This window comes from Streptomyces tendae (assembly GCF_008632955.1).
Classification (GTDB): domain Bacteria; phylum Actinomycetota; class Actinomycetes; order Streptomycetales; family Streptomycetaceae; genus Streptomyces.
This window is the reverse complement of the sequence record NZ_CP043959.1, coordinates 6,325,194-6,345,015: the sequence shown is the minus strand read 5'-3', so window position 1 is coordinate 6,345,015 and position 19,822 is coordinate 6,325,194. Positions and strand designations below refer to the sequence as shown.

Here is a 19,822-nt window from a genome sequence, read left to right as displayed (position 1 = left end):
GGAGAGTCACCGGCGCTCGGCTAGGTTCTGGGAGCCCCATCGGGACCCCCTGGCCAGCCCTGGAGCGTGTCGGCGTGAGCACCACCCTGCGGTTCGAGACGTACGAGAAGACGTGCCCGACGCATGCCGTGTGCGGCGGGATCCACGAGGCGGAGACCGTGCCCGCCCTGCCCCGCCGCGCGCCCGCCCCCGCGCCGCCCCGGCGGTCCGCGCACCGGCGCCCCGGCCGGTACGCCGAGCGGGCCGACGCCGCCCGCCGGCTGCTGCCCAGGGCACTGGTCGTCGCGTTCCTCGCGGGCGGCACCACCGCCTTCGTGGCCGAGGACAAGGCCGTCGAGCTGAACGTCGACGGCCGGCCCCGCACCCTGCACACCTTCGCCGACGACGTCACCGCGCTCCTCGCGGAGGAGGGCGTGCGCACCGGGCCGTACGACGAGATCGTGCCCGCGCCCGGCACCGCCCTGGAGGACGGCGACGCGATCGAGGTGCTCCACGCCCGCCCCCTGCTGCTCACCCTCGACGGCACCCGCCAGGAGGTGTGGACGACCGCCGAGACGGTGCGCGAGGCGCTGGAGCGGATCGGCGTGCGGGTGTCCGGCGCCCGGATGTCGGTGCCGCCCGGCCGGCGCATCGGACCGGCGGGGCTCGCCCTGGACGTCCGCACCGAACGCGCGGTGACCGTGCTGGCCGACGGACGGGCCCGCACGGTCCGCACCAACGCCGCGACCGTGCGCGAGGCCGTGACGCAGGCCGGGATCACCCTGCGCGGCCGGGACACCACCTCCGTCGCCCCCGGGAGCTTCCCGCGCGACGGCCAGACCGTCACCGTGCTGCGCATCACCGACGGCACGGAGGTCCGCGACGAGGCGATCCCGTTCACCGAGGTGCGCGTCGAGGACCCGGCGCTCACCCGGGGCGCGGAGGTCGTCGACCGCCCGGGACGGCAGGGCCTGCGCCGCCTCACCTACGCGCAGCGCACCGTCAACGGGGTCCGGCAGAAGCCGCGGCTGCTGGGCACGGAGGTGGTGCGCGACCCGCTGCCGCGGCGGGTACGGGTCGGCACGCGGCCGGTGCCGTCGTCGGTGCGGGGCGCGGACGCGCTGGACTGGGACGCGCTGGCGCGGTGCGAGTCCGGCGGCCGGCCCGACGCGACGGACCCCTCGGGAACCTACGGCGGGCTGTACCAGCTCGACACCCGCACCTGGCAGGATCTCGGCGGCACCGGCCGGCCCCAGGACGCGCCCGCCGCCGAGCAGACGTACCGCGCCAAGAAGCTGTACATCCGCAGCGGCGCCGCGGCCTGGCCGCACTGCGGTACCCGGCTGGAGGGCTGACGGCAGTGCGGGGGTGGCGGTCCGGCGCCCCCGCACCGCCGGGGCGCCGGCCGGCACCCGGGGTGACCGGGGCGGACCCGCACGCCCCGTACCCTTGTCCCGTGACCAGCCCCACCCCCGACGCCCTCCTGGGCCCCGCCGACGTCCGTGAACTGGCGGCCGCCCTCGGCGTACGGCCCACCAAGCAGCGCGGCCAGAACTTCGTCATCGACGCCAACACGGTCCGCCGTATCGTGCGCACCGCCGAGGTCCGCCCCGACGACGTGGTCGTCGAGGTCGGCCCCGGGCTCGGCTCGCTCACCCTGGCTCTGCTGGAGGCCGCCGACCGGGTCACCGCCGTCGAGATCGACGACGTGCTGGCCGGCGCGCTGCCCGCCACCGTCGCCGCCCGCATGCCGGAGCGCGCCGACCGGTTCGCGCTGGTCCACTCCGACGCCATGCACGTCGCCGAGCTGCCCGGGCCCGCCCCGACCGCCCTGGTCGCCAACCTGCCGTACAACGTCGCCGTCCCGGTGCTGCTGCACATGCTCGAGACCTTCCCGAGCATCGAGCGCACCCTGGTGATGGTGCAGTCCGAGGTCGCCGACCGGCTCGCCGCCGCCCCCGGTTCGAAGGTCTACGGCGTCCCCTCGGTCAAGGCCAACTGGTACGCCGAGGTGAAGCGGGCCGGAGCCATCGGCCGCACCGTCTTCTGGCCCGCGCCGAACGTCGACAGCGGGCTGGTGTCGCTGGTGCGGCGCGCGGAGCCGCCGAAGACCACCGCCACCCGGCGTGAGGTGTTCGCCGTCGTCGACGCGGCCTTCGCACAGCGCCGCAAGACGCTGCGCGCCGCGCTCGCCGGATGGGCCGGCTCGGCCGCCGCCGCCGAGACCGCGCTGGTCGCGGCAGGTGTCTCGCCGCAGGCGCGGGGCGAGTCGCTGACCGTCGAGGAGTTCGCCCGCATCGCCGAGCACGGGCCGCGGCACGCGTCCGACACGGAGGCCGGTCAGCAGTGAGCGTCACCGTCCGCGTCCCCGCCAAGGTCAACGTCCAGCTCGCCGTCGGCGCGGCCCGCCCCGACGGCTTCCACGAGCTGGCCAACGTCTTCCTCGCGGTCGGCCTGTACGACGAGGTGACCGCCACCCCGTCGCCGGACGGACTGCGCATCACCTGCGACGGACCCGACGCCGCCCAGGTCCCCCTCGACCGCACCAACCTCGCCGCGCGCGCCGCCCTGGCCCTCGCCGAGCGGTACGGCCGCACGCCGGACGTCCACCTGCACATCACCAAGGACATCCCCGTCGCCGGCGGCATGGCCGGCGGCAGCGCGGACGGCGCCGCCGCGCTGCTGGCCTGCGACGCGCTGTGGGGGACCGGCGCCGGACGCGAGGAGCTCCTCGACATCTGCGCCGAGCTGGGCAGCGACGTGCCGTTCAGCCTGGTCGGCGGGGCGGCGCTCGGCACCGGGCGGGGTGAGAAGCTGACGGAGCTGGAGGTCGGCGGCACCTTCCACTGGGTGTTCGTGACGGCCACCCGGGGGCTGTCCACGCCCGCGGTCTTCCGCGAGTTCGACCGGCTCGCCGAGGGACGGGACATCCCGGATCCGGTGGCGTCGCAGCCCCTGCTCGACGCCCTGGCCGAGGGTGACCCGGACGCCCTCGCCGCCACCGTCACCAACGACCTCCAGCCGGCGGCCCTCTCCCTCTTCCCGGAGCTGACGGACACCCTCGCGGCCGGCCGTGCGGCGGGAGCGCTCGCCGCCCTGGTCTCCGGCTCGGGCCCGACCACGGCCTTCCTGGCCCGCGACGAGCAGGCGGCCGAGAAGATCGCCGCCGAACTCCGCCCCCTGGCCACCTCCCGCACCGCCCGCACGGCCCCGGGCCCGGTCCCGGGGGCGACCGTCCTCTGAGACCTCAGGGACACGAGCCGACGGCGCTCAGTCCGATGTCGATGGCGGCGGGGTTGCCGCCCGATCCCGGTCAGGTCATCACAAAGGGTGACCGTCTTCTCGCGTCCCGGGCGCCCCCCGGCAGGGCCTACGCTTGAAGACTGATCGATCCACCGGGCAGGAGAGAAATGGCCGTCAATCTGGTCAATGTCGAGAACGTCAGCAAGGTGTACGGGACGCGTGCGCTGCTGGACGGGATTTCGCTCGGCGTCTCGGAAGGGGACCGGATCGGGGTCGTGGGGCGCAACGGGGACGGCAAGACCACGCTGATCCGCATGCTGGCCCGGCTGGAGGAGACGGACGGCGGGCGCGTGACGCACTCCGGCGGGCTGCGGCTCGGCGTGCTCACCCAGCACGACTCGCTCGACCCCGAGGCCACCGTCCGGCACGAGGTCATCGGCGACATGGCCGACCACGAGTGGGCCGGGAACGCCAAGGTGCGGGACGTGCTCACCGGGCTGTTCGGCGGGCTCGACCTGCCCGGCTTCCCCAAGGGCCTGGACACCGTCATCGGGCCGCTGTCCGGCGGTGAGCGCCGCCGGATCGCGCTCGCCAAGCTGCTCATCGAGGAGCAGGACCTGATCGTCCTCGACGAGCCGACCAACCACCTCGACGTCGAGGGCATCGCCTGGCTCGCCGAGCACCTGCGCAACCGCCGGTCCGCGCTCGTCTGCGTCACCCACGACCGGTGGTTCCTCGACCAGGTCTGCACCCGCATGTGGGACGTGCAGCGCGGCGTCGTCCACGAGTACGAGGGCGGCTACTCCGACTACGTCTTCGCCCGCGCGGAGCGCGAGCGCATCGCGGCCACCGAGGAGGCCAAGCGGCAGAACCTGGTCCGCAAGGAACTGGCCTGGCTGCGGCGCGGCGCCCCCGCCCGCACCTCCAAGCCGCGCTTCCGCGTCGAGGCGGCCAACGAGCTGATCGCGGACGTGCCGCCGCCCCGTGACAGCAGCGAGCTGATGAAGTTCGCCTCCTCGCGGCTGGGCAAGACGGTGTTCGACCTGGAGGACGTCACCGTCCAGGCCGGGCCGAAGGTGCTGCTGAAGCACGTGACCTGGCAGCTCGGCCCCGGCGACCGCATCGGCCTGGTCGGGGTGAACGGCGCCGGCAAGACGTCCCTGCTCCGCGCGCTCGCCGAGGCCGCCCGCAGCGAGGGCGAGGTGCAGCCCGCGGCGGGCAGCGTCCGCGTGGGCAGGACGGTCAAGCTGGCCTACCTCTCCCAGGAGGTCGCCGAACTCGACCCCGAGCTGCGGGTGCTGCAGGCCGTGCAGCAGGTGCGCGAGCGGGTCGACCTCGGCAAGGGCCGGGAGATGACCGCCGGTCAGCTCTGCGAGACCTTCGGCTTCAACAAGGAGAAGCAGTGGACGCCGGTCGGCGACCTGTCCGGCGGTGAGCGCCGCCGGCTCCAGCTGCTGCGGCTGCTCATGGACGAGCCCAACGTGCTCTTCCTCGACGAGCCCACCAACGACCTCGACATCGAGACCCTCACCCAGCTCGAGGACCTCCTCGACGGCTGGCCCGGCTCCATGATCGTCATCTCGCACGACCGGTTCTTCGTCGAGCGCACCACCGACCGGGTGTTCGCCCTGCTCGGCGACGGCACCCTGCGGATGCTGCCGCGCGGCATCGACGAGTACCTGGAGCGGCGCAAGCGCATGGAGGAGGCCGCCGCGGCCTCCTCCGTCCCGGCCGCGGCGGCGACCCGGTCCGAGGCGCCCGAGAAGAGCGCCGCCGACCAGCGCGCCGCCAAGAAGGAACTGCAGCGCATCGAGCGCCAGCTGGACAAGGTCTCGGCCAGGGAGGCCACCCTGCACGCCGCCATCGCCGAGAACGCGACGGACTTCGCGAAGGTGGCCGAACTGGACGCCGAACTGCGGGACCTGGCAGGCCAGCGCGACGAACTGGAGCTGCGCTGGCTGGAACTGGCCGAGGACGCCTGACCCGGCGCGAGGCTCGCGCCGCGCGCCCGCGCGTGGGGAGCGCGCGGCGCGTGAAGAGGGCGTGAAGGCACGTAACGGGCGCATCACAGGCCGGTCCTCCCTTGGGAACAGGGGAGGACGCGGCCCCGTGGCGTGTCGGTACCGGGTGATAGAAAGAGCCGTCTGGTAAGTGACCGACGACGACTCTGGGTCATCACGTACCTCAGGGCGTGGCTAAAAATCAGTGAGTAAGGGGGAACGCGCTGATGACTCAGCCGCCCAACCAGCCGCCTCAGGGCGGCTTCGGACCGCCGCAGGATCCGCCGCCGGGCGGTGGCTTCGGACCGCCGCAGACCCCGCCGCAGGGCGCGCCGTCGACGCCGCCGCCCCCGCAGGGTCCGCCGTCCGGTGCGCCGCAGCCCGGGTACGGCTACCCGCAGCAGCCGCCCGCCGGTTACGGCTACCCGGGGCAGCAGCCCGGACCGTACGGACAGCCGGGACCCTACGGCCAGCCGCAGCAGCCCGGACCGTACGGCGCGCCCGGCTACGGCCACCCGCAGCAGCCGCAGTTCCCCGGCGCGCCCGGCACCCCGCCCGGCGGCGGCTCCCGCAACCCCTTCAAGGGCAAGCCCCTGCTGATCGTCGCCGCGGCGGTCGCGGTGGCGCTCGTCGTCGGCGGCACCGTGTGGGCCGTCTCCGGCGGCGACGACAAGAAGGACGAGCCGGTCGCCGGGCCGACCGAGGACCCCAAGCCCGGCAAGTCCGACGGCGCCCCGGTCAACCCCGGCGACGGCAGCGGCGACGGCGGCGAGGACCCCGAGGACCTCAACGAGGGCCGCCAGGCCGGTGAGTCCAAGGTGCTCTGGTACAAGGAGGCGCCCGACGCGCCCGGTTCCGGCGCCGACGCCCCCGGCCTGTGGGTCACCGGCAGGACAGCGGTCAAGGCGGCCTACAAGGACGTCTACGCCTACAACGTGAGCGACGGCAAGCCCGCCTGGGACACCATCAGCTTCCCCCACAAGATCTGCGCGGTCACCCCGCAGAAGACGGCCGACGACAAGGTCGTCGTCGCCTACATGAGCAGCAGCAGCGACAGCGCCAAGTGCAACCGGCTCCAGCTCCTCGACCTCGACACCGGCGAGAAGGGCTGGACGCAGGAGGTCGCCGACGGTGCCCTGTTCGACTCCGTGCTGTCCATCGAGATGTCCCTCACCGGCAACACGCTGATGGTGGGCCGCTCGCAGTCCGGCACGGCGTACGACGTGCGGACCGGACGGAAGCTGTTCGACTCCAAGCGGTACGGCGACGCCCCCTGCTTCCCCGCCGCCTTCGCGGGTGGTGAGCGGCTGATCCAGGTCGCGTCCTGCGGTGCCGGCGGCACCAACGAGCACGACGAGGTCCGTGAGCTCGACCCGGCGACGGGCAAGGTCAAGTGGACCTACCAGTACCAGAAGGGCTGGAGGGTCGAGCGCACGTACTCCGTGAACCCGCTCGTCGTCTACGCCACCAAGGAGGAGGACGGCGACAAGAAGGCCTGGAACATCGCCGCCTTCACCGCGGCCGGCAAGCTGCGCTCGCAGGTCTCCGTCGACGAGAAGTTCGACGCCGGCTGCGGCTGGGCCATCCTCGCGCGTGAGCTCCAGGGCTGCGACGGCGTCGTCGCCGAGGGCGACACCCTCTACCTGCCGACCGCGGCGACCACCGGGGCCAACGAGATCGTCGCCGTCAGCCTCGCCACCGGCAAGGAACTCTGGCGGCAGTCCTCCCCCGTGGAGGAGTCGATGGTCCCGATGAAGGTCGAGAACGGCAAGCTCATCGCGTACGTCGAGCCGTCCTACGACGCGGGCGGCCGGATCGTGGCCCTGCCGGTGTCCGGCGCGAACCACAAGCCGGCCGTGCTGATGCAGAACCCGCAGGCCGTCGCCGACATCGAGAACGGCTTCTTCAGCAAGGCGATCGACTGGGTCGACGGCCGCTTCTACCTGTCCACCACCCGGCTGACCGGCAATGACGACGCTAAGGAGAAGTTGATGCTCGCCTACGGCAAGTGAGACCCGTGAGTACCGCTCACGTCACTTTCCCGCCGCCCGTCGTCCCCTTCCCCGAGGTGCCCACGTCATGACCCAGCCGCCCCCGCCGCCCAACCAGCCCCCGCAGCAGCCCGGGTTCGGACCGCCGCAGGATCCGTCGGATCCGCCGCAGCAGCCCGCTCAGCCCGCGCCGCCCGCCCCGTCCGGGCAGCCGGCTCCGCCCGCGCAGCCTCCGGGGCAGCCCCCGCAGACGCCGGGTCAGCAGCCGCCCGCCGGGCCGGATCTGAGCAAATCGCCCCAGCCGGGATACGGCTACCCGCAGGCGCCGGGCCAGCAGCCGCCCGCCGCGCCGCCGACGCCCCCGCAGGGGCCCGGGTACGGCTACCCGCAGCAGCCGCAGCCTCCGCAGCCGCCGGCCGGTTACGGGTACCCGGGCCAGCAGCCCGGACCGTACGGTCAGCCGCAGCAGCCGGGTCCGTACGGTCAGCCGCAGCAGCCGGGTCCGTACGGACAGCCCGGGTACGGGCAGCCGGGGTACGGACAGCCCGGGTACGGGCAGCCGGGGTACGGCTATCCGCAGGCGACCGTGCCGATGCAGGCACAGGCCGGGCAGCCGGGCGGACGCAAGATCAACACCACGGTGGCCATCATCGCCGCGGCCGTCGTGGCCATCGCCCTGATCGTGGGGACCGGCGTCTGGTACGCGTCCTCGTCCGGCAAGGACGACGACAAGCAGACCACCGCCGGCGGCGGCGACGGCAAGGGCGAGGAGAAGGGTAAGGGCGACGGCTCCACCGGCGGCTCCGGCGAGGGCACCGGGGGCACGTCCGGCGAGGCCAAGGAGAAGGCGCCCTCCGACCCCAAGTCCAAGGTGCTGTTCCAGGTGCCCGCGCCGAAGGTGCCCAAGGGCACCTCCAGCATCCCCATCGCGGGGTCCTGGCTGACCGATTCGGTCTACGCCAAGAGCGGGCTCTCCGAGATCACCGGCTACGACCGCGCGACCGGCGGCAAGAAGTGGACGCTGGACCTGCCCGGTCCGGTGTGCGCGGCGACCGGCCATCTCACCGAGGACAACAAGACGGCCATCGTCCACAAGCCGGCCATGCCCACCAAGGCGAACCCCCAGTCCTGCACCCAGGTCGCGCTGATCGACCTGGAGGCCGGCAAGCAGGTGTGGTCCAAGAGCGCCAAGTCCGGCACCATGCCGATCAGCTTCAACAACGTGACGCTCAGCGGCGGAACGGTGGCGGCCGGCAGCACCAGCGGCGGCGCCGCGTGGAGCATCGCCGACGGCAAGGAGCTGTGGGCGCCGAAGACCTCCGACTCCTGCTACGACGCCGGGTACGGCGGCGGTCCGAAGCTGGTCGCGGTCCGCAAGTGCGGTTCGTACGGCGAGGACCGTCAGCTGCACATCCAGACCGTCGACCCCAAGACCGGTGACGTCGTCACCGAGTACAAGATGGACGGCGGCATCGAGTACGCGGCCGTCGTGTCCACCGACCCCCTGGTGGTGGCCGCAGACGTCGGCGACTCCGCCGGTGACGGCAGCGGCATCTCCGACTTCTTCTCCGTCGACAACAAGACGGGCAAGCTGCGGGCCCGGCTCTCCGCGCCGGGCGACGAGTTCGCGGCCCGCTGCGACGGCATCTACAAGGTCGAGAACTGCACGGGGGTCACGGTCGGCAACGACCGGCTGTACATCGCGACCGAGGAGCACGACACCGGCGGGGACTCCTACGGCCAGACCAACGAGGTCGTGGCCTTCGACCTGGCGACCGGCAAGCAGACGGGCCAGCGGGCCGACGCCGGTGACGACTACGAGATCTACCCGCTGCGGATGGACGGCGGCAACGTGATCGCGTACAAGCGTCCGCCGTACGACAAGGGCGGGCAGGTCGTCAGCATCGACGGTGGCTCCTTCAAGCAGACCGTGTTGATGGAGAACCCGTCGACGGAGGCCGTGCGGGACGTCGAGTCGCGGATGTCGCCGGACTACTCGGAGGTCCTCTACGGGCAGGGGGGTCTGTACATGTCCTCCGTGTTCGCGAGTGACTACACCAGCCGTGACAAGGAGTACTCGGTGATCGCGTTCGGTACGAGCTGATCGGTTGCCGGTCGGCTTCGGTCGAGCGGTGGCGGCTTCGGTCGCATCCCTGGTGGGCTGCAACGGCCCCGTCCCTGTTCAGGGGCGGGGCCGTTCGCGTACCGCTCATCCCGCGCTCTTCGCCACCGAAGACGAGAATTTCGGCGTTCCGGGGCGATTCTCGCCGGTAGGGGGAGCGCGACGTCGAACAAGCGTGTAGCTTCCGGGGGCATCCGGGGGCGTGTGGTCTGGGGGATGGTTGTCCGATGGGAGTGCGGCTGATGGTGGTCGACGACCACCGATTGCTCGCCGAGGCGCTGGCCTCGGCGCTGAAGCTGCGAGGGCACAGGGTGCTGGCCGCGGCGGCGCCCGCGGCGGGGGCGGCGGATCTGGTGATCAGCAGGGCGCCGGAGGTGTGTCTGCTGGGGACGGCGGCGCCGGCGGAGGCCGGGACGTTCGATCCCGTGGTGAAGATCAAGCGGGAGCGGCCGCAGGTGGCGGTGGTGGTGCTGGGTCCTGTGCCGTCGCCGCGGGGGATCGCGGCGGCGTTCGCGCGCCGGGGCGTCGGGGTACGTCCGGCACGACGAGCGGATCGAGGGGGTCGAGCGGGCGATGCTCAAGGCGCGGGCGGGGAGGCCGCTGTGGCGCCGGCGTTGTTGCAGGGGGCGTTCGGGGAGCTGCTGAATCCCGCGGCTCAGCCGGATGACGAGGGGGCGCGGTTGTTGCAGATGCTGACGCCTCGGGAGGTGGAGGTGCTGGTGCGGGTCGCGGACGGGGAGGACACGCGGCTGATCGCGGCGGGGATGGGGATCGCGCCGTCCACGGCTCGGACGCATGTGCAGCGGGTGCTGATGAAGCTCGGGTGGGGTCGCGGCTGGAGGCGGCGGCCCTGGCGGCCCGCACGGGCCTCCTGGACCGCGCGTCCCCGCGGGGGCGGGCGGCTGACGCCTGCGGCTCGGTGGGGCTGGGGTGGGACGCCTGCGGCGCAGGGTTGCGGTGCGGTGGGGGCGGGCGTAGCGCCCAGGGGTGGCGGGTGGTGCGGGGCCGGGGTGGGGGGTCGTCCTCGGTCTGGCGCGATGGAGCGTGCTTGGGGGGTGCGGGGTGTTCACGCGCCAGCCGCTGCGGGCGCCCACCCCCACCCCGTCCCCTCCCCGCCATGGGCGACTTCCCGACGCCGGTGGCGTACCCCCAGGCGCACGGGGTGGTGCTTACGCGTACGGGGTGTGCAGCCCCCGTGAGAAGGGAGCCGCACACCCCGTGTTGGGAGGGGGCCGTCAGGTTGTGGGGGTGTTCTCGTCGGTCGGGGGTGGCGGCGGCGCCGTCGGACGGAGCCAGAGCCAGAGAAGGAACAGCAGGCCGAGGATCAGCATCCCCAGCCCCGTCCACAGGTTGATGTTGACCCCCTGCGCCTTGTCGATGTCGGCATCCGACGCGGTGAACCCGGCGATCATCACGATCACCCCGTACAGCACGAACAACCCACCGATGATCCGCCGGATGTCGAACAACCGGGCGGCCGTCGCGGACTTGGTCTCCAGCTCGGTGATCTCCTTCTGGAGGTCACTCTCGGAGTTGTGCTCGGACATGCTCTCTCAATCCTCCCGCGGTCAGAACGAGAACGGGATGTAGCAGGCGGCAGCCAGAATCACCGCACCCCAGCCCAGCAGCGCCGGCTTGCGGTACCACGCGTCGTCGCCCTCCGCGGGCGGCTCCGCCATGCCGGGCGAGCGGGTGCCGTACACCAGCCCCTGCAGTTCGGCCTTCGGCTTGGGTGCCGTGAAGAGCGACACCACGACCATGACCACCGCGCCCGCGACGAAGCCCGCGATCGCGGAGACGAAGTTGGCGCCCTGGTCGGAGGGGATGTCGATGATGCCCTGCTCGTAGATGACGAAGTAGTTGACCATCGCGGCCGTGGTGCCGGCGACCAGACCCCAGAAGCCCGACTTCATCGACGCGCGCTTCCAGAACATGCCGATGATGAAGACGACGAACATCGGCACGTTGAAGAAGGAGAACAGCGTCTGGAGGTAGGCCATGATGTTGGAGAAGGAGCTGGCCAGGAACGCCGTGCCGATGGACGCGACCACGCCGATCGCGGTGATCAGGCGGCCGAAGCGCACGTAGTAGGAGTCCTCGCGGTCCGTCACCACGTACTTCGCCCAGATGTCGGAGGTGAAGACGGTGTTGAACGAGGAGACGTTCGCCGCCATGCCTGCCATGAACGCGGCCAGCAGACCGGTCACGGCGATGCCCAGCACGCCGTTGGGCAGCAGCTGCTGCATCAGGAACGGGATGGCGTCGTTGTACTGCAGGTCCGAGCCGCTGGTGCCGATCTTCGGGACCAGCACGGCGGCGACCAGGCCGGGGATCATCACCAGGAAGACGATGAAGATCTTCGGGAAAGCGGCGATCAGCGGGGTGCGCTGGGCCGCCGACAGGTTCTTCGCGGACAGCGCGCGCTGCACCTCGGCGAAGTTGGTCGTCCAGTAGCCGAAGGAGAGGACGAAGCCGAGGCCGAGGACGATGGTGAGCCAGTTGGCGCCGAGCGGGTTGTCGCTGCCGATGCCGGTGCCGCCCCATGCGGTGACGAAGTTGTCGCCGTGCGCCTTGGTGAGGGAGTCGGTGAGGCCGTCCCAGCCGCCGACGCTCTTCAGGCCGAGCACGGTGATCGGGATGAGCGCCGCCAGGATGACGAAGAACTGCAGGACCTCGTTGTAGATCGCCGAGGACAGACCGCCCAGGGTGATGTAGCCGAGGACGAAGGCCCCGGCGACGACGATGGCCACCCACTGCGGCCAGCCGAGGAGGGCCTCCACGACGATCGCGAGGGCGTAGAGGTTGACGCCGGCGATCAGGATGGCGGCCGCCGCGAAGAGGATCGAGCTCAGCAGGTGCGCCGCCTTGTCGAAGCGCATCAGCAGGAACTCGGGGACCGAGCGGACCTTGGAGCCGTAGTAGAACGGCATCATCACCAGGCCGAGGAACACCATCGCGGGGATGGCGCCGATCCAGTACCAGTGCGTCGTGTAGACGCCGTACTGCGCGCTGTTCGCGGCCATGCCGAGGATCTCGGTGGCACCGAGGTTGGCGGCGATGAAGGCCAGTCCGGTGACCCAGGCGGGCAGCGAGCGCCCGGAGAGGAAGAAGTCCAGGCTGGTCTTGACCGATCGGCGGGCGGCGAATCCGATGCCCAGCACGACGACGAAGTAGATCCCGAGGATCGTGTAGTCCAGCCAGTTGGTGGGGAGCCGAAGCTCCGCGGCCAGGTATGTGGGGGTATGCATACGCACTCGCTTCGTTCGCGAACTGATCGATGCGGAATCTACGCTTCCGTGTTCAAGAACTGAACACGTTCCTACATGTTCTTTGTTTGATTGTGATGAGAGCCGTCCGCTGGTGAGTTGTGATGTGTTATGTTCGATTGTGTTGAGTGACGGGCGGGCGTGGAGGAGTACCCCAGTGAAGAAGACCTCGACCCGGCTGGCCGACGGCCGCGAGCTCATCTACTACGACCTCGGTGACGACACGGTCCGGGACGCGGTCGACCGCCGTCCGCTGGACGCCACCGTCACCACGTCCGAGATCCGGCACGACGCCCTGCTGGGCGACGCCGTCGCCGTCGCCTCGCACCGGCAGGGGCGGACGTACCACCCGCCGGCCGACCAGTGCCCGCTGTGCCCGTCGGAGGGCGGGCGGCTGAGCGAGATCCCCGACTCCTCGTACGACGTGGTGGTCTTCGAGAACCGCTTCCCCTCGCTCGCCGGGGACTCCGGCCGCTGCGAGGTCGTCTGCTTCACCTCCGACCACGACGCCTCCTTCGCCGCTCTGAGCGAACGGCAGGCACGGCTGGTGCTGGACGCCTGGACGGACCGGACGTCCGAGCTGTCGCATCTTCCCTCCGTTGAACAGGTGTTCTGCTTCGAGAACCGCGGCGCCGAGATCGGCGTCACGCTCCAGCACCCCCACGGGCAGATCTACGCCTACCCCTTCACCACCCCCCGCACCGCCCTGATGCTCCGCCAAGTGGCCACGCACAAGGAGGCGACCGGAGGCGAGAACCTGTTCGACGCCGTGGTCGCGCGCGAGCGGGCGGACGAGCGGGTCGTCCTGGAGGGTGAACACTGGGTGGCGTTCGTGCCGTACGCGGCGCACTGGCCCTATGAGGTCCACCTGTATCCCCGGCGCAGGGTGCCCGACCTGCTGGCACTGGACGAAGCGGCACGCGCGGAGTTCCCCCAGGTGTACCTGGAGCTGCTCAGGCGCTTCGACCGGATCTTCGGGGAGAACGAACCGCCGACGCCGTACATCGCCGCCTGGCACCAGGCGCCGTTCGGCCCGCTGGAGGACTTCGAGGGCGTGACGCGCGACGACTTCGCGCTGCACCTCGAGCTTTTCACCATCCGCCGTACGTCCGGCAAGCTGAAGTTCCTCGCGGGCTCCGAGTCCGGCATGAACGTGTTCATCAACGACGTGCCGCCGGAGCGCGCGGCCGAGCGACTGCGGGAGGTAGCGAGTTCATGAGCGGGAAGTACCTGGTCACCGGGGGCGCGGGATACGTAGGCAGCGTCGTCGCCCAGCATCTGGTCGAGGCCGGCCACGAGGTCGTCGTGCTCGACAACCTCTCCACCGGCTTCCGTGAGGGCGTCCCCGAGGGCGCCGCGTTCGTCGAGGGCGACATCCGCGATGCCGCCAAATGGCTGGACTCCTCGTACGACGGCGTGCTGCACTTCGCCGCCTTCTCCCAGGTCGGCGAGTCGGTGCAGAAGCCGGAGAAGTACTGGGACAACAACGTCGGCGGCACCATGGCGCTGCTCGGCGCGATGCGCGAGGCGGGCGTGGGCCGCCTGGTGTTCTCCTCCACGGCCGCCACGTACGGCGAGCCGGAGCAGGTGCCGATCCTGGAGACCGCCCCGACCCGGCCCACCAGCCCCTACGGCGCCTCCAAGCTCGCCGTCGACCACATGATCACCGGCGAGGCGAAGGCCCACGGCCTGGGCGCGGTCTCCCTGCGCTACTTCAACGTGGCCGGAGCCTACGGGCGTTACGGCGAGCGGCACGACCCCGAGTCGCACCTCATCCCCCTGGTGCTCCAGGTCGCCCAGGGCCGGCGCGAGGCGATCTCCGTCTACGGCGACGACTACCCGACGCCCGACGGCACCTGCGTACGGGACTACATCCACGTCGCGGACCTGGCCGAGGCCCACCTGCTCGCGCTGAAGGCGGCCACGCCCGGCGAGCACCTGGTCTGCAACCTCGGCAACGGCAACGGCTTCTCGGTCCGCGAGGTGATCGAGACCGTCCGCAAGGTCACCGGGCACCCGGTCCCCGAGGTCGTGGCGGAGCGCCGGGGCGGCGACCCCGCGGTCCTGGTGGCGTCCGCCGCCGCGGCCCGCGAGAAGCTGGGCTGGAACCCGTCGCGCGCGGACCTCGTGGGGATCGTCGCGGACGCGTGGGAGTTCGCGCAGCAGCGCGCCAAGTAAGAGGCAACGAAGGGGCAGGGGTCACGGGCATGAGCGAGTCCAGCGCGGCCGTCGCGGGAGCCGTCGCCGAACGGTTCGAGGAGCTGTACGGGAGTGCGCCCGACGGGGTGTGGGCGGCACCCGGCCGGGTCAACCTCATCGGCGAACACACCGACTACAACGACGGCTTCGTCATGCCGTTCGCCCTGCCGCACACCGCGGTGGCGGCGGTGTCCCGGCGCGACGACGGCGTCCTGCGGCTGCACTCGGCCGACATCGACGGGCCGGTCGTCGAACTCACGCCGGACGACCTCGTCCCCGCGTCCGACAAGCGCTGGACCGCCTACCCGGCGGGCGTGGTGTGGGCGCTGCGCGAGGCGGGGCACGCGGTCACCGGCGCGGACGTCCACCTGGCGTCCACCGTCCCGGCGGGCGCCGGCCTGTCCTCGTCGGCCGCCCTGGAGGTCGTCGTCGCCCTCGCGCTGAACGACCTGTACGACCTGGGGCTGCGCGGCTGGCAGCTCGCCCGCCTCTCGCAGCGCGCGGAGAACGTCTACGTCGGCGCGCCGGTCGGCATCATGGACCAGACGGCGTCCGCCTGCTGCGAGGCCGGCCACGCCCTGTTCCTCGACACCCGGGACCTGTCCCAGCGTCAGATCCCGTTCGACCTGGCCGCCGAGGGCATGCGCCTGCTCGTCGTCGACACCCAGGTCAAGCACAGTCACAGCGAGGGCGAGTACGGCAAGCGCCGTGAGGGCTGCGAGAAGGGCGCCGCGCTGCTCGGCGTCGACGCCCTGCGGGACGTGCCGTACGAGGACCTCGACGCGGCGCTGGAACGGCTCGGCGACGAGGAGGAGGTGCGGCGCCTGGTCCGTCACGTGGTGACGGAGGACCACCGCGTCGAGCAGGTGGTCTCCCTCCTGGAGTCCGGTGACACCCGCGCCATCGGCCCCCTCCTGGTCGAGGGCCACGCCTCCCTGCGCGACGACTTCCGCGTCTCCTGCCCGGAACTCGACCTGGTCGTCGACACGGCGGTCACCGCCGGGGCGCTCGGCGCCCGCATGACGGGCGGCGGCTTCGGCGGCTCGGCGATCGTCCTCACGGAGGAGGCGAACGTCCCCGCCGTCACGAAGGCGGTGGAGGAAGCCTTCGCGGCGGCGGGTCACAAGACCCCCCGCGTCTTCGAGGCGGTCCCTTCGGCGGGGGCACGGCGGGTGCGGTAACCGCTGCGACGCGTACGTCGGGCAAAGTCGTCCGGCGCCGGCCCGGCGGACAGCCGGGCCGGCGCCGACGGGTGTCAGGGAGACAGGCTCGCTGCCACGCGGTTCGCGCAGTCACGGTCGACCGCGTTGACGGACAGCCCGGTGAAGTCCTGAGCCTGCTCGGGGAGGGCACCGGTTCCGCCGATGAAGTCCGGCGTCCAAGGGGCCTTGCGCAGGGAGAGCACCTGTATCCCGTTGTTCGTCGAGAACTTCGTCTGGAGCCATCCCCGCTGCTTCAGCTCGTCAGCCATCCGTTCGGTTTCCCTCGGATCGGGTTCAGCTGCCGTGGACACCACGGCCGTCACCGCACAGGCGCTGAACTCGCGGTTGTCCTTGGTCTCGCTGAAGCGCGCCCCTTCGAACTCTCCCGCCGCCAGGCCGGCACGGATGTCCGCTTGTGCCCCCGCGAGGCTGATCGCGGCGCGAGGCGTGTCCCGGGACGCCGTTGTCCCGGTGCCCGGAGATTCCGGTTCCGCTCCCTCGTTCCCCCCGCCTCGCCCGATCACGGAACTGGCATGCTAGCGAGGGAAGTCGGTGAGCCGCCTCACCCAATCTGTTTCGTCAGGGTGTACTCCGTGATGCCCGGGGGGTAGTCGGGGATGACGCAGACCACGTCGTAGCCGTGCTTCCGGTAGAAGTCCGGGGCCTGGAAGTCCCAGGTCTCCACGCGGGACGCGGTGCAGGCGCGGTCGGTGGCGGCGAGGCGTTCCGCCTCGGTGAGGACGGCGGAGCCGAGGCCCCGGCCGCGGTGGGCGGCGCCGACCCACAGGTAGGTGACGTGGAGCCAGGTCGTCCAGGTGTGGCCGACCAGGCCGCCGGCGAGTTCGCCGTTCGCGTCCAGGGCCCACACGTGCAAAGGCGACTGCCGCTCGGCAGGGGTGCCGCGCAGCGCGCGCAGGACCGGTGAGGCCGCCGTGTTGGTGTCCCGGAGCCGCTTGTGGAGCAGATCGCGTCGGGCCTTGTCGACTTCTGTCTCAAGACGAAACATGCGGCACACCTTAAACGCGCAAGGCCGCAAGTTCTGCAAATCCGCTTCCGCTCCGGGCCCCCGCCCGTACCCTGATGCTCAGCGCCGGTGGGGGCCGGCGTGCGTTCAGGGGGCGAGACAGCCGGGCACGGCGGCCGGGCGCAGGCGCCGGCCCGTCCCGCGTCCGGCGAGGAAAGCCACGGGGGCCTCGGTGCCGTGTCCGCGCCGGTGTCGTCCACCGGCGACGGGGTAGTCCCCTGCTCTGGGAAGAGCACGGGGAAGGGGGTTACGTGGTTCGCATTCGAGTCCTGGTCGTCGACGACCATCGCATCTTCGCCGAGTCACTGGCCGCGGCGCTGGCCGCGGAGCCCGACGTCGACGTGTCCGCGGCGGGCAGCGGCCCGGCGGCGCTGCGGTGTCTGGAGCGGGCGGCCGCCGAGGGGCGGCGGTTCGACGTGCTGCTCGTCGACGCCGACCTGGGCGTCCCGACGGCACCGGCCGGCCGTCCGGCCGTGCCCGTGCAGGCCGTCGACGAGGACGGGCTGGTCGACGGCATCTCGCTGGTCACCGGGGTGCGATCGGCGCAGCCCCAGGTCAGGGTGGTGGTCCTCGCCGAGAAGGACGACCCGGCCCGTGCGGCACTCGCCCTGCAGGCGGGCGCCTCCGGCTGGGTGGCCAAGGACTGCTCGCTGAGCCGGCTGCTCACCGTCATCCGCGGGGTGCTGCGCGACGAGACCCATCTGCCGCCCGCCCTGCTGACGGGCGTCCTGCGGGAACTCACCGCGGCCCGCCGCCACCGCACGGAGAGCGAACGGCTGGTGGAGTCGCTCACCCCGCGGGAGCGGGAGGTGCTGCGGTGCATGGTCGCGGGCCTGGGGCGCAAGGCGGTCGCCGAGCGCCTGTACCTGTCCCCGCACACCGTGCGCACCCACATGCAGAACGTCCTCGGCAAACTGGGCGTGCACTCCACGCTGGCCGCCGTGGCCCTCGCCCGCCGGGCGGGCGTCGGACCGGTGGACCTAACCGGGAATGTTGTCGAACGGGGCGGTCAACTGGCGTAGCAAGGACGCCAGTTCCACACGCTGGGTGCGGGTGAGCCCTTCGAGGATCGCCCGCTCCTGGGCGAGCAGCCCGGCCAGCGCCTGATCGGCGCGGTCCCGGCCCTCCCCGGTCAGCCGCACCAGCACACCGCGCCGGTCGCTGGGGTCCGGCAGCCGCTCCACCAGACCCTTCTTGGCGAGGCGGTCGATGCGGTTGGTCATCGTGCCCGAGGTGACGAGCGTCTGCGTGAGCAGCTGCCCCGGCGAGAGCTGGTACGGGGTGCCCGCGCGGCGCAGCGCGGTCAGGACGTCGAACTCCCAGGACTCCAGGCCGTGCTCGGTGAAGGCGAGGCGGCGTGCGCGGTCCAGGTGCCGGGCCAGCCTGCTCACCCGGCTCAGCACCTCGAGCGGTTCCACGTCGAGGTCCGGGCGCTCCCGGCGCCACGCTGCGACCAGCCGATCGACCTCGTCCTCCATAAGGATCAGTGTAGTGGTTGTGTCGACATGAAGTCTCTTGATGTCGAGTGTCTTGACGTCGAGAGTAATGAGGGGTGACGCTGGAGGTACGCCGATCCGCGATCCGGGAGGTCCCGTGTCCGCAGCCGCCGCCCGTCCCGTCTGGGACCCCGTCCAGTACCTGCGTCACGCCGGGCACCGCAGCCGGCCCTTCACCGACCTGCTCGCCCGCGTCCCCCGCCTGCCCGGCGCACCGCCCCGCATCGCCGACCTCGGCTGCGGCGCGGGCAACGTCACCGCGCTGCTCACCGGCCGCTGGCCCACCGCCCGCGTCACCGGCTACGACAACGCCCCCGAGATGCTCGACAAGGCCCGCGTCGACCACGAGGGCCCCACCGATGGGGGCGGCCGGCTCGACTTCGCCCACGCCGACGTCCGCACCTGGACCCCGCGGGAGCCGTACGACCTGATCGTCAGCAACGCCACCCTGCAGTGGATCCCCGGGCACGTGCGGCGGTTCGGCGCGTGGATCGAGGGGCTTGCGCCCGGCGGCACCTTCGCCTTCCAGGTGCCCGGCAACTTCGATGCCTCGAGCCACGTCCTGATGCGTGACCTGGCCGCCTCCCCGCGCTGGCGGGACCGCCTGACCGGCGTGCTGCGCCACGAGGACGCCGTCCTGCGTCCCGAGGAGTACCTGGCGCACCTGGCGGACCTCGGCTGCACGGTCGACGCCTGGGAGACCACGTACGTCCACCTGCTGACGGGGCAGGACCCGGTGCTCGACTGGGTCAAGGGCACCGGCCTGCGGCCCGTCCTCACCGCCCTCGCCGACGAACCCGGGGCGCGGGACGCCTTCCTCGACGAGTACCGCTCCGCGCTGCGCGACGCCTACCCGGCCACCGCGCACGGCACCCCGTTCCCGTTCCGCCGTGTCTTCGCCGTCGCCGTCAAGGGGGCCTGACCCGTGCTGAGCGCCCTCGACCATGTGCAGCTCGCCGCACCGCCCGGCTCCGAGGACCTTCTGCGCGCCTTCTACGCCGGCGCCCTCGGCCTCACCGAGGTGCCGAAACCGCCCACCCTGGCCGCACGCGGCGGCTGCTGGTTCGAGACCGGGGACGTACGGCTCCACCTGGGCGTCGAGCGTGACTTCCGCCCCGCCCGCAAGGCCCACCCCGGTCTGCGGGTGACCGGCATCGAGGCGTTCGCCGGCCGGCTGGCCGCCCACGGCGCCCCGGTCACGTGGGACGACGCGCTCCCGGGCCACCGCCGCTTCTTCAGCGAGGACCCGGTCGGCAACCGCCTGGAGTTCCTGGAGAGCCTGCCTGCGGGACAGGGCTGA

At 72.1% G+C, this 19,822-nt stretch carries 17 protein-coding genes and 1 pseudogene; 13 read left to right on the top strand and 5 right to left on the bottom strand.

Annotated elements, in window-relative coordinates; genetic code table 11:
- Positions 1-74: 74 nt before the first annotated feature.
- From F3L20_RS28995 to F3L20_RS28965, 7 genes and pseudogenes are all read left to right on the top strand, one after another.
- The gene (locus tag F3L20_RS28995; RefSeq protein WP_150156806.1) at positions 75-1,334 is read left to right on the top strand and encodes a resuscitation-promoting factor; all 1,260 of its coding nucleotides are present in this window, start codon (positions 75-77) and stop codon (positions 1,332-1,334) included.
- 101 nt (positions 1,335-1,435) lie between these two features.
- On the top strand, positions 1,436-2,329 hold the full coding sequence (gene rsmA, locus F3L20_RS28990) for a 16S rRNA (adenine(1518)-N(6)/adenine(1519)-N(6))-dimethyltransferase RsmA (protein ID WP_150156805.1): 894 nt from the start codon (positions 1,436-1,438) through the stop codon (positions 2,327-2,329).
- The gene (locus F3L20_RS28985; protein WP_150156804.1) at positions 2,326-3,222 is read left to right on the top strand and encodes a 4-(cytidine 5'-diphospho)-2-C-methyl-D-erythritol kinase; all 897 of its coding nucleotides are present in this window, start codon (positions 2,326-2,328) and stop codon (positions 3,220-3,222) included. The genes rsmA and F3L20_RS28985 overlap by 4 nt, the downstream gene beginning before the upstream one ends.
- A gap of 167 nt (positions 3,223-3,389) precedes the next feature.
- Positions 3,390-5,204, top strand: a complete 1,815-nt coding sequence (locus F3L20_RS28980) for an ABC-F family ATP-binding cassette domain-containing protein (protein WP_145826905.1) — start codon at positions 3,390-3,392, stop codon at positions 5,202-5,204.
- A gap of 245 nt (positions 5,205-5,449) precedes the next feature.
- Entirely contained in the window at positions 5,450-7,234 is a 1,785-nt protein-coding gene (locus F3L20_RS28975) for a PQQ-binding-like beta-propeller repeat protein (protein WP_150156803.1), read from the top strand.
- 67 nt (positions 7,235-7,301) lie between these two features.
- Entirely contained in the window at positions 7,302-9,317 is a 2,016-nt protein-coding gene (locus tag F3L20_RS28970; RefSeq protein WP_150156802.1) for a PQQ-binding-like beta-propeller repeat protein, read from the top strand.
- Positions 9,318-9,562: 245 nt separating this feature from the next.
- A pseudogene (locus F3L20_RS28965) lies at positions 9,563-10,230 on the top strand (helix-turn-helix transcriptional regulator); the annotation flags it as partial.
- A gap of 340 nt (positions 10,231-10,570) precedes the next feature.
- On the opposite strand, the gene F3L20_RS28960 reads toward F3L20_RS28965, so the two are convergent.
- Together F3L20_RS28960 and F3L20_RS28955 are read right to left on the bottom strand one after the other, a co-directional pair.
- Positions 10,571-10,882, bottom strand: coding sequence for a hypothetical protein (locus F3L20_RS28960; RefSeq protein ID WP_150156801.1), 312 nt, complete (start codon positions 10,880-10,882; stop codon positions 10,571-10,573).
- A gap of 21 nt (positions 10,883-10,903) precedes the next feature.
- Positions 10,904-12,583, bottom strand: a complete 1,680-nt coding sequence (locus tag F3L20_RS28955; protein WP_145826910.1) for a sodium:solute symporter family protein — start codon at positions 12,581-12,583, stop codon at positions 10,904-10,906.
- A 175-nt stretch (positions 12,584-12,758) separates the two neighbouring features.
- Between F3L20_RS28955 and galT the strand changes: the two genes are divergently transcribed.
- The 3 genes from galT to galK are packed head-to-tail and all read left to right on the top strand — an operon-like array spanning position 12,759 to position 15,981.
- Positions 12,759-13,820: a galactose-1-phosphate uridylyltransferase gene (gene galT, locus F3L20_RS28950; protein WP_150156800.1), complete on the top strand. Its 1,062-nt coding sequence runs from the start codon at positions 12,759-12,761 to the stop codon at positions 13,818-13,820.
- Positions 13,817-14,779, top strand: a complete 963-nt coding sequence (gene galE / locus F3L20_RS28945) for a UDP-glucose 4-epimerase GalE (RefSeq protein WP_150156799.1) — start codon at positions 13,817-13,819, stop codon at positions 14,777-14,779. The genes galT and galE overlap by 4 nt, the downstream gene beginning before the upstream one ends.
- 29 nt (positions 14,780-14,808) lie before the next feature.
- Complete coding sequence (galK, locus tag F3L20_RS28940; protein WP_150156798.1) at positions 14,809-15,981, top strand: galactokinase; 1,173 nt, start codon at positions 14,809-14,811, stop codon at positions 15,979-15,981.
- A 74-nt stretch (positions 15,982-16,055) separates the two neighbouring features.
- On the opposite strand, the gene F3L20_RS34965 is transcribed toward galK, so the two are convergent.
- Both F3L20_RS34965 and F3L20_RS28930 read right to left on the bottom strand, forming a co-directional pair.
- Complete coding sequence (locus F3L20_RS34965; protein WP_240810778.1) at positions 16,056-16,271, bottom strand: hypothetical protein; 216 nt, start codon at positions 16,269-16,271, stop codon at positions 16,056-16,058.
- 293 nt (positions 16,272-16,564) lie between these two features.
- A complete protein-coding gene (locus F3L20_RS28930) occupies positions 16,565-17,008 on the bottom strand; it encodes a GNAT family N-acetyltransferase (protein WP_150156796.1) in 444 nt (147 codons plus the stop codon).
- Between the two features lie 269 nt (positions 17,009-17,277).
- Between F3L20_RS28930 and F3L20_RS28925 the strand changes: the two genes are divergently transcribed.
- The gene (locus F3L20_RS28925) at positions 17,278-18,048 is read left to right on the top strand and encodes a LuxR C-terminal-related transcriptional regulator (protein ID WP_145826915.1); all 771 of its coding nucleotides are present in this window, start codon (positions 17,278-17,280) and stop codon (positions 18,046-18,048) included.
- On the opposite strand, the gene F3L20_RS28920 is transcribed toward F3L20_RS28925, so the two are convergent.
- On the bottom strand, positions 18,007-18,504 hold the full coding sequence (locus F3L20_RS28920) for a MarR family winged helix-turn-helix transcriptional regulator (RefSeq protein ID WP_150156795.1): 498 nt from the start codon (positions 18,502-18,504) through the stop codon (positions 18,007-18,009). The genes F3L20_RS28925 and F3L20_RS28920 overlap by 42 nt on opposite strands.
- Before the next feature lie 67 nt (positions 18,505-18,571).
- On the opposite strand from F3L20_RS28920, the gene F3L20_RS28915 reads away from it, so the two are divergent.
- Both F3L20_RS28915 and F3L20_RS28910 read left to right on the top strand, forming a co-directional pair.
- Positions 18,572-19,444: a trans-aconitate 2-methyltransferase gene (locus F3L20_RS28915; RefSeq protein ID WP_150156794.1), complete on the top strand. Its 873-nt coding sequence runs from the start codon at positions 18,572-18,574 to the stop codon at positions 19,442-19,444.
- 3 nt (positions 19,445-19,447) lie between these two features.
- Positions 19,448-19,822 carry a VOC family protein gene (locus tag F3L20_RS28910; protein WP_150156793.1) on the top strand — a complete coding sequence of 125 codons (375 nt, stop codon included), beginning with the start codon at positions 19,448-19,450 and terminating at the stop codon, positions 19,820-19,822.

Bases quoted from the DNA above. Each gene is read 5' to 3' on its own strand.
- F3L20_RS28980 (WP_145826905.1), top strand. From the start codon at position 3,390: ATGGCCGTCAATCTGGTCAATGTCGAGAACGTCAGCAAGGTGTACGGG.
- F3L20_RS28975 (WP_150156803.1), top strand. From the start codon at position 5,450: ATGACTCAGCCGCCCAACCAGCCGCCTCAGGGCGGCTTCGGACCGCCG.
- F3L20_RS28970 (WP_150156802.1), top strand. From the start codon at position 7,302: ATGACCCAGCCGCCCCCGCCGCCCAACCAGCCCCCGCAGCAGCCCGGG.
- F3L20_RS28960 (WP_150156801.1), bottom strand. From the start codon at position 10,882: ATGTCCGAGCACAACTCCGAGAGTGACCTCCAGAAGGAGATCACCGAG.
- F3L20_RS28955 (WP_145826910.1), bottom strand. From the start codon at position 12,583: ATGCATACCCCCACATACCTGGCCGCGGAGCTTCGGCTCCCCACCAAC.
- galE (WP_150156799.1), top strand. From the start codon at position 13,817: ATGAGCGGGAAGTACCTGGTCACCGGGGGCGCGGGATACGTAGGCAGC.
- galK (WP_150156798.1), top strand. From the start codon at position 14,809: ATGAGCGAGTCCAGCGCGGCCGTCGCGGGAGCCGTCGCCGAACGGTTC.
- F3L20_RS34965 (WP_240810778.1), bottom strand. From the start codon at position 16,271: ATGGCTGACGAGCTGAAGCAGCGGGGATGGCTCCAGACGAAGTTCTCG.
- F3L20_RS28930 (WP_150156796.1), bottom strand. From the start codon at position 17,008: ATGTTTCGTCTTGAGACAGAAGTCGACAAGGCCCGACGCGATCTGCTC.
- F3L20_RS28920 (WP_150156795.1), bottom strand. From the start codon at position 18,504: ATGGAGGACGAGGTCGATCGGCTGGTCGCAGCGTGGCGCCGGGAGCGC.
- F3L20_RS28915 (WP_150156794.1), top strand. From the start codon at position 18,572: ATGAGGGGTGACGCTGGAGGTACGCCGATCCGCGATCCGGGAGGTCCC.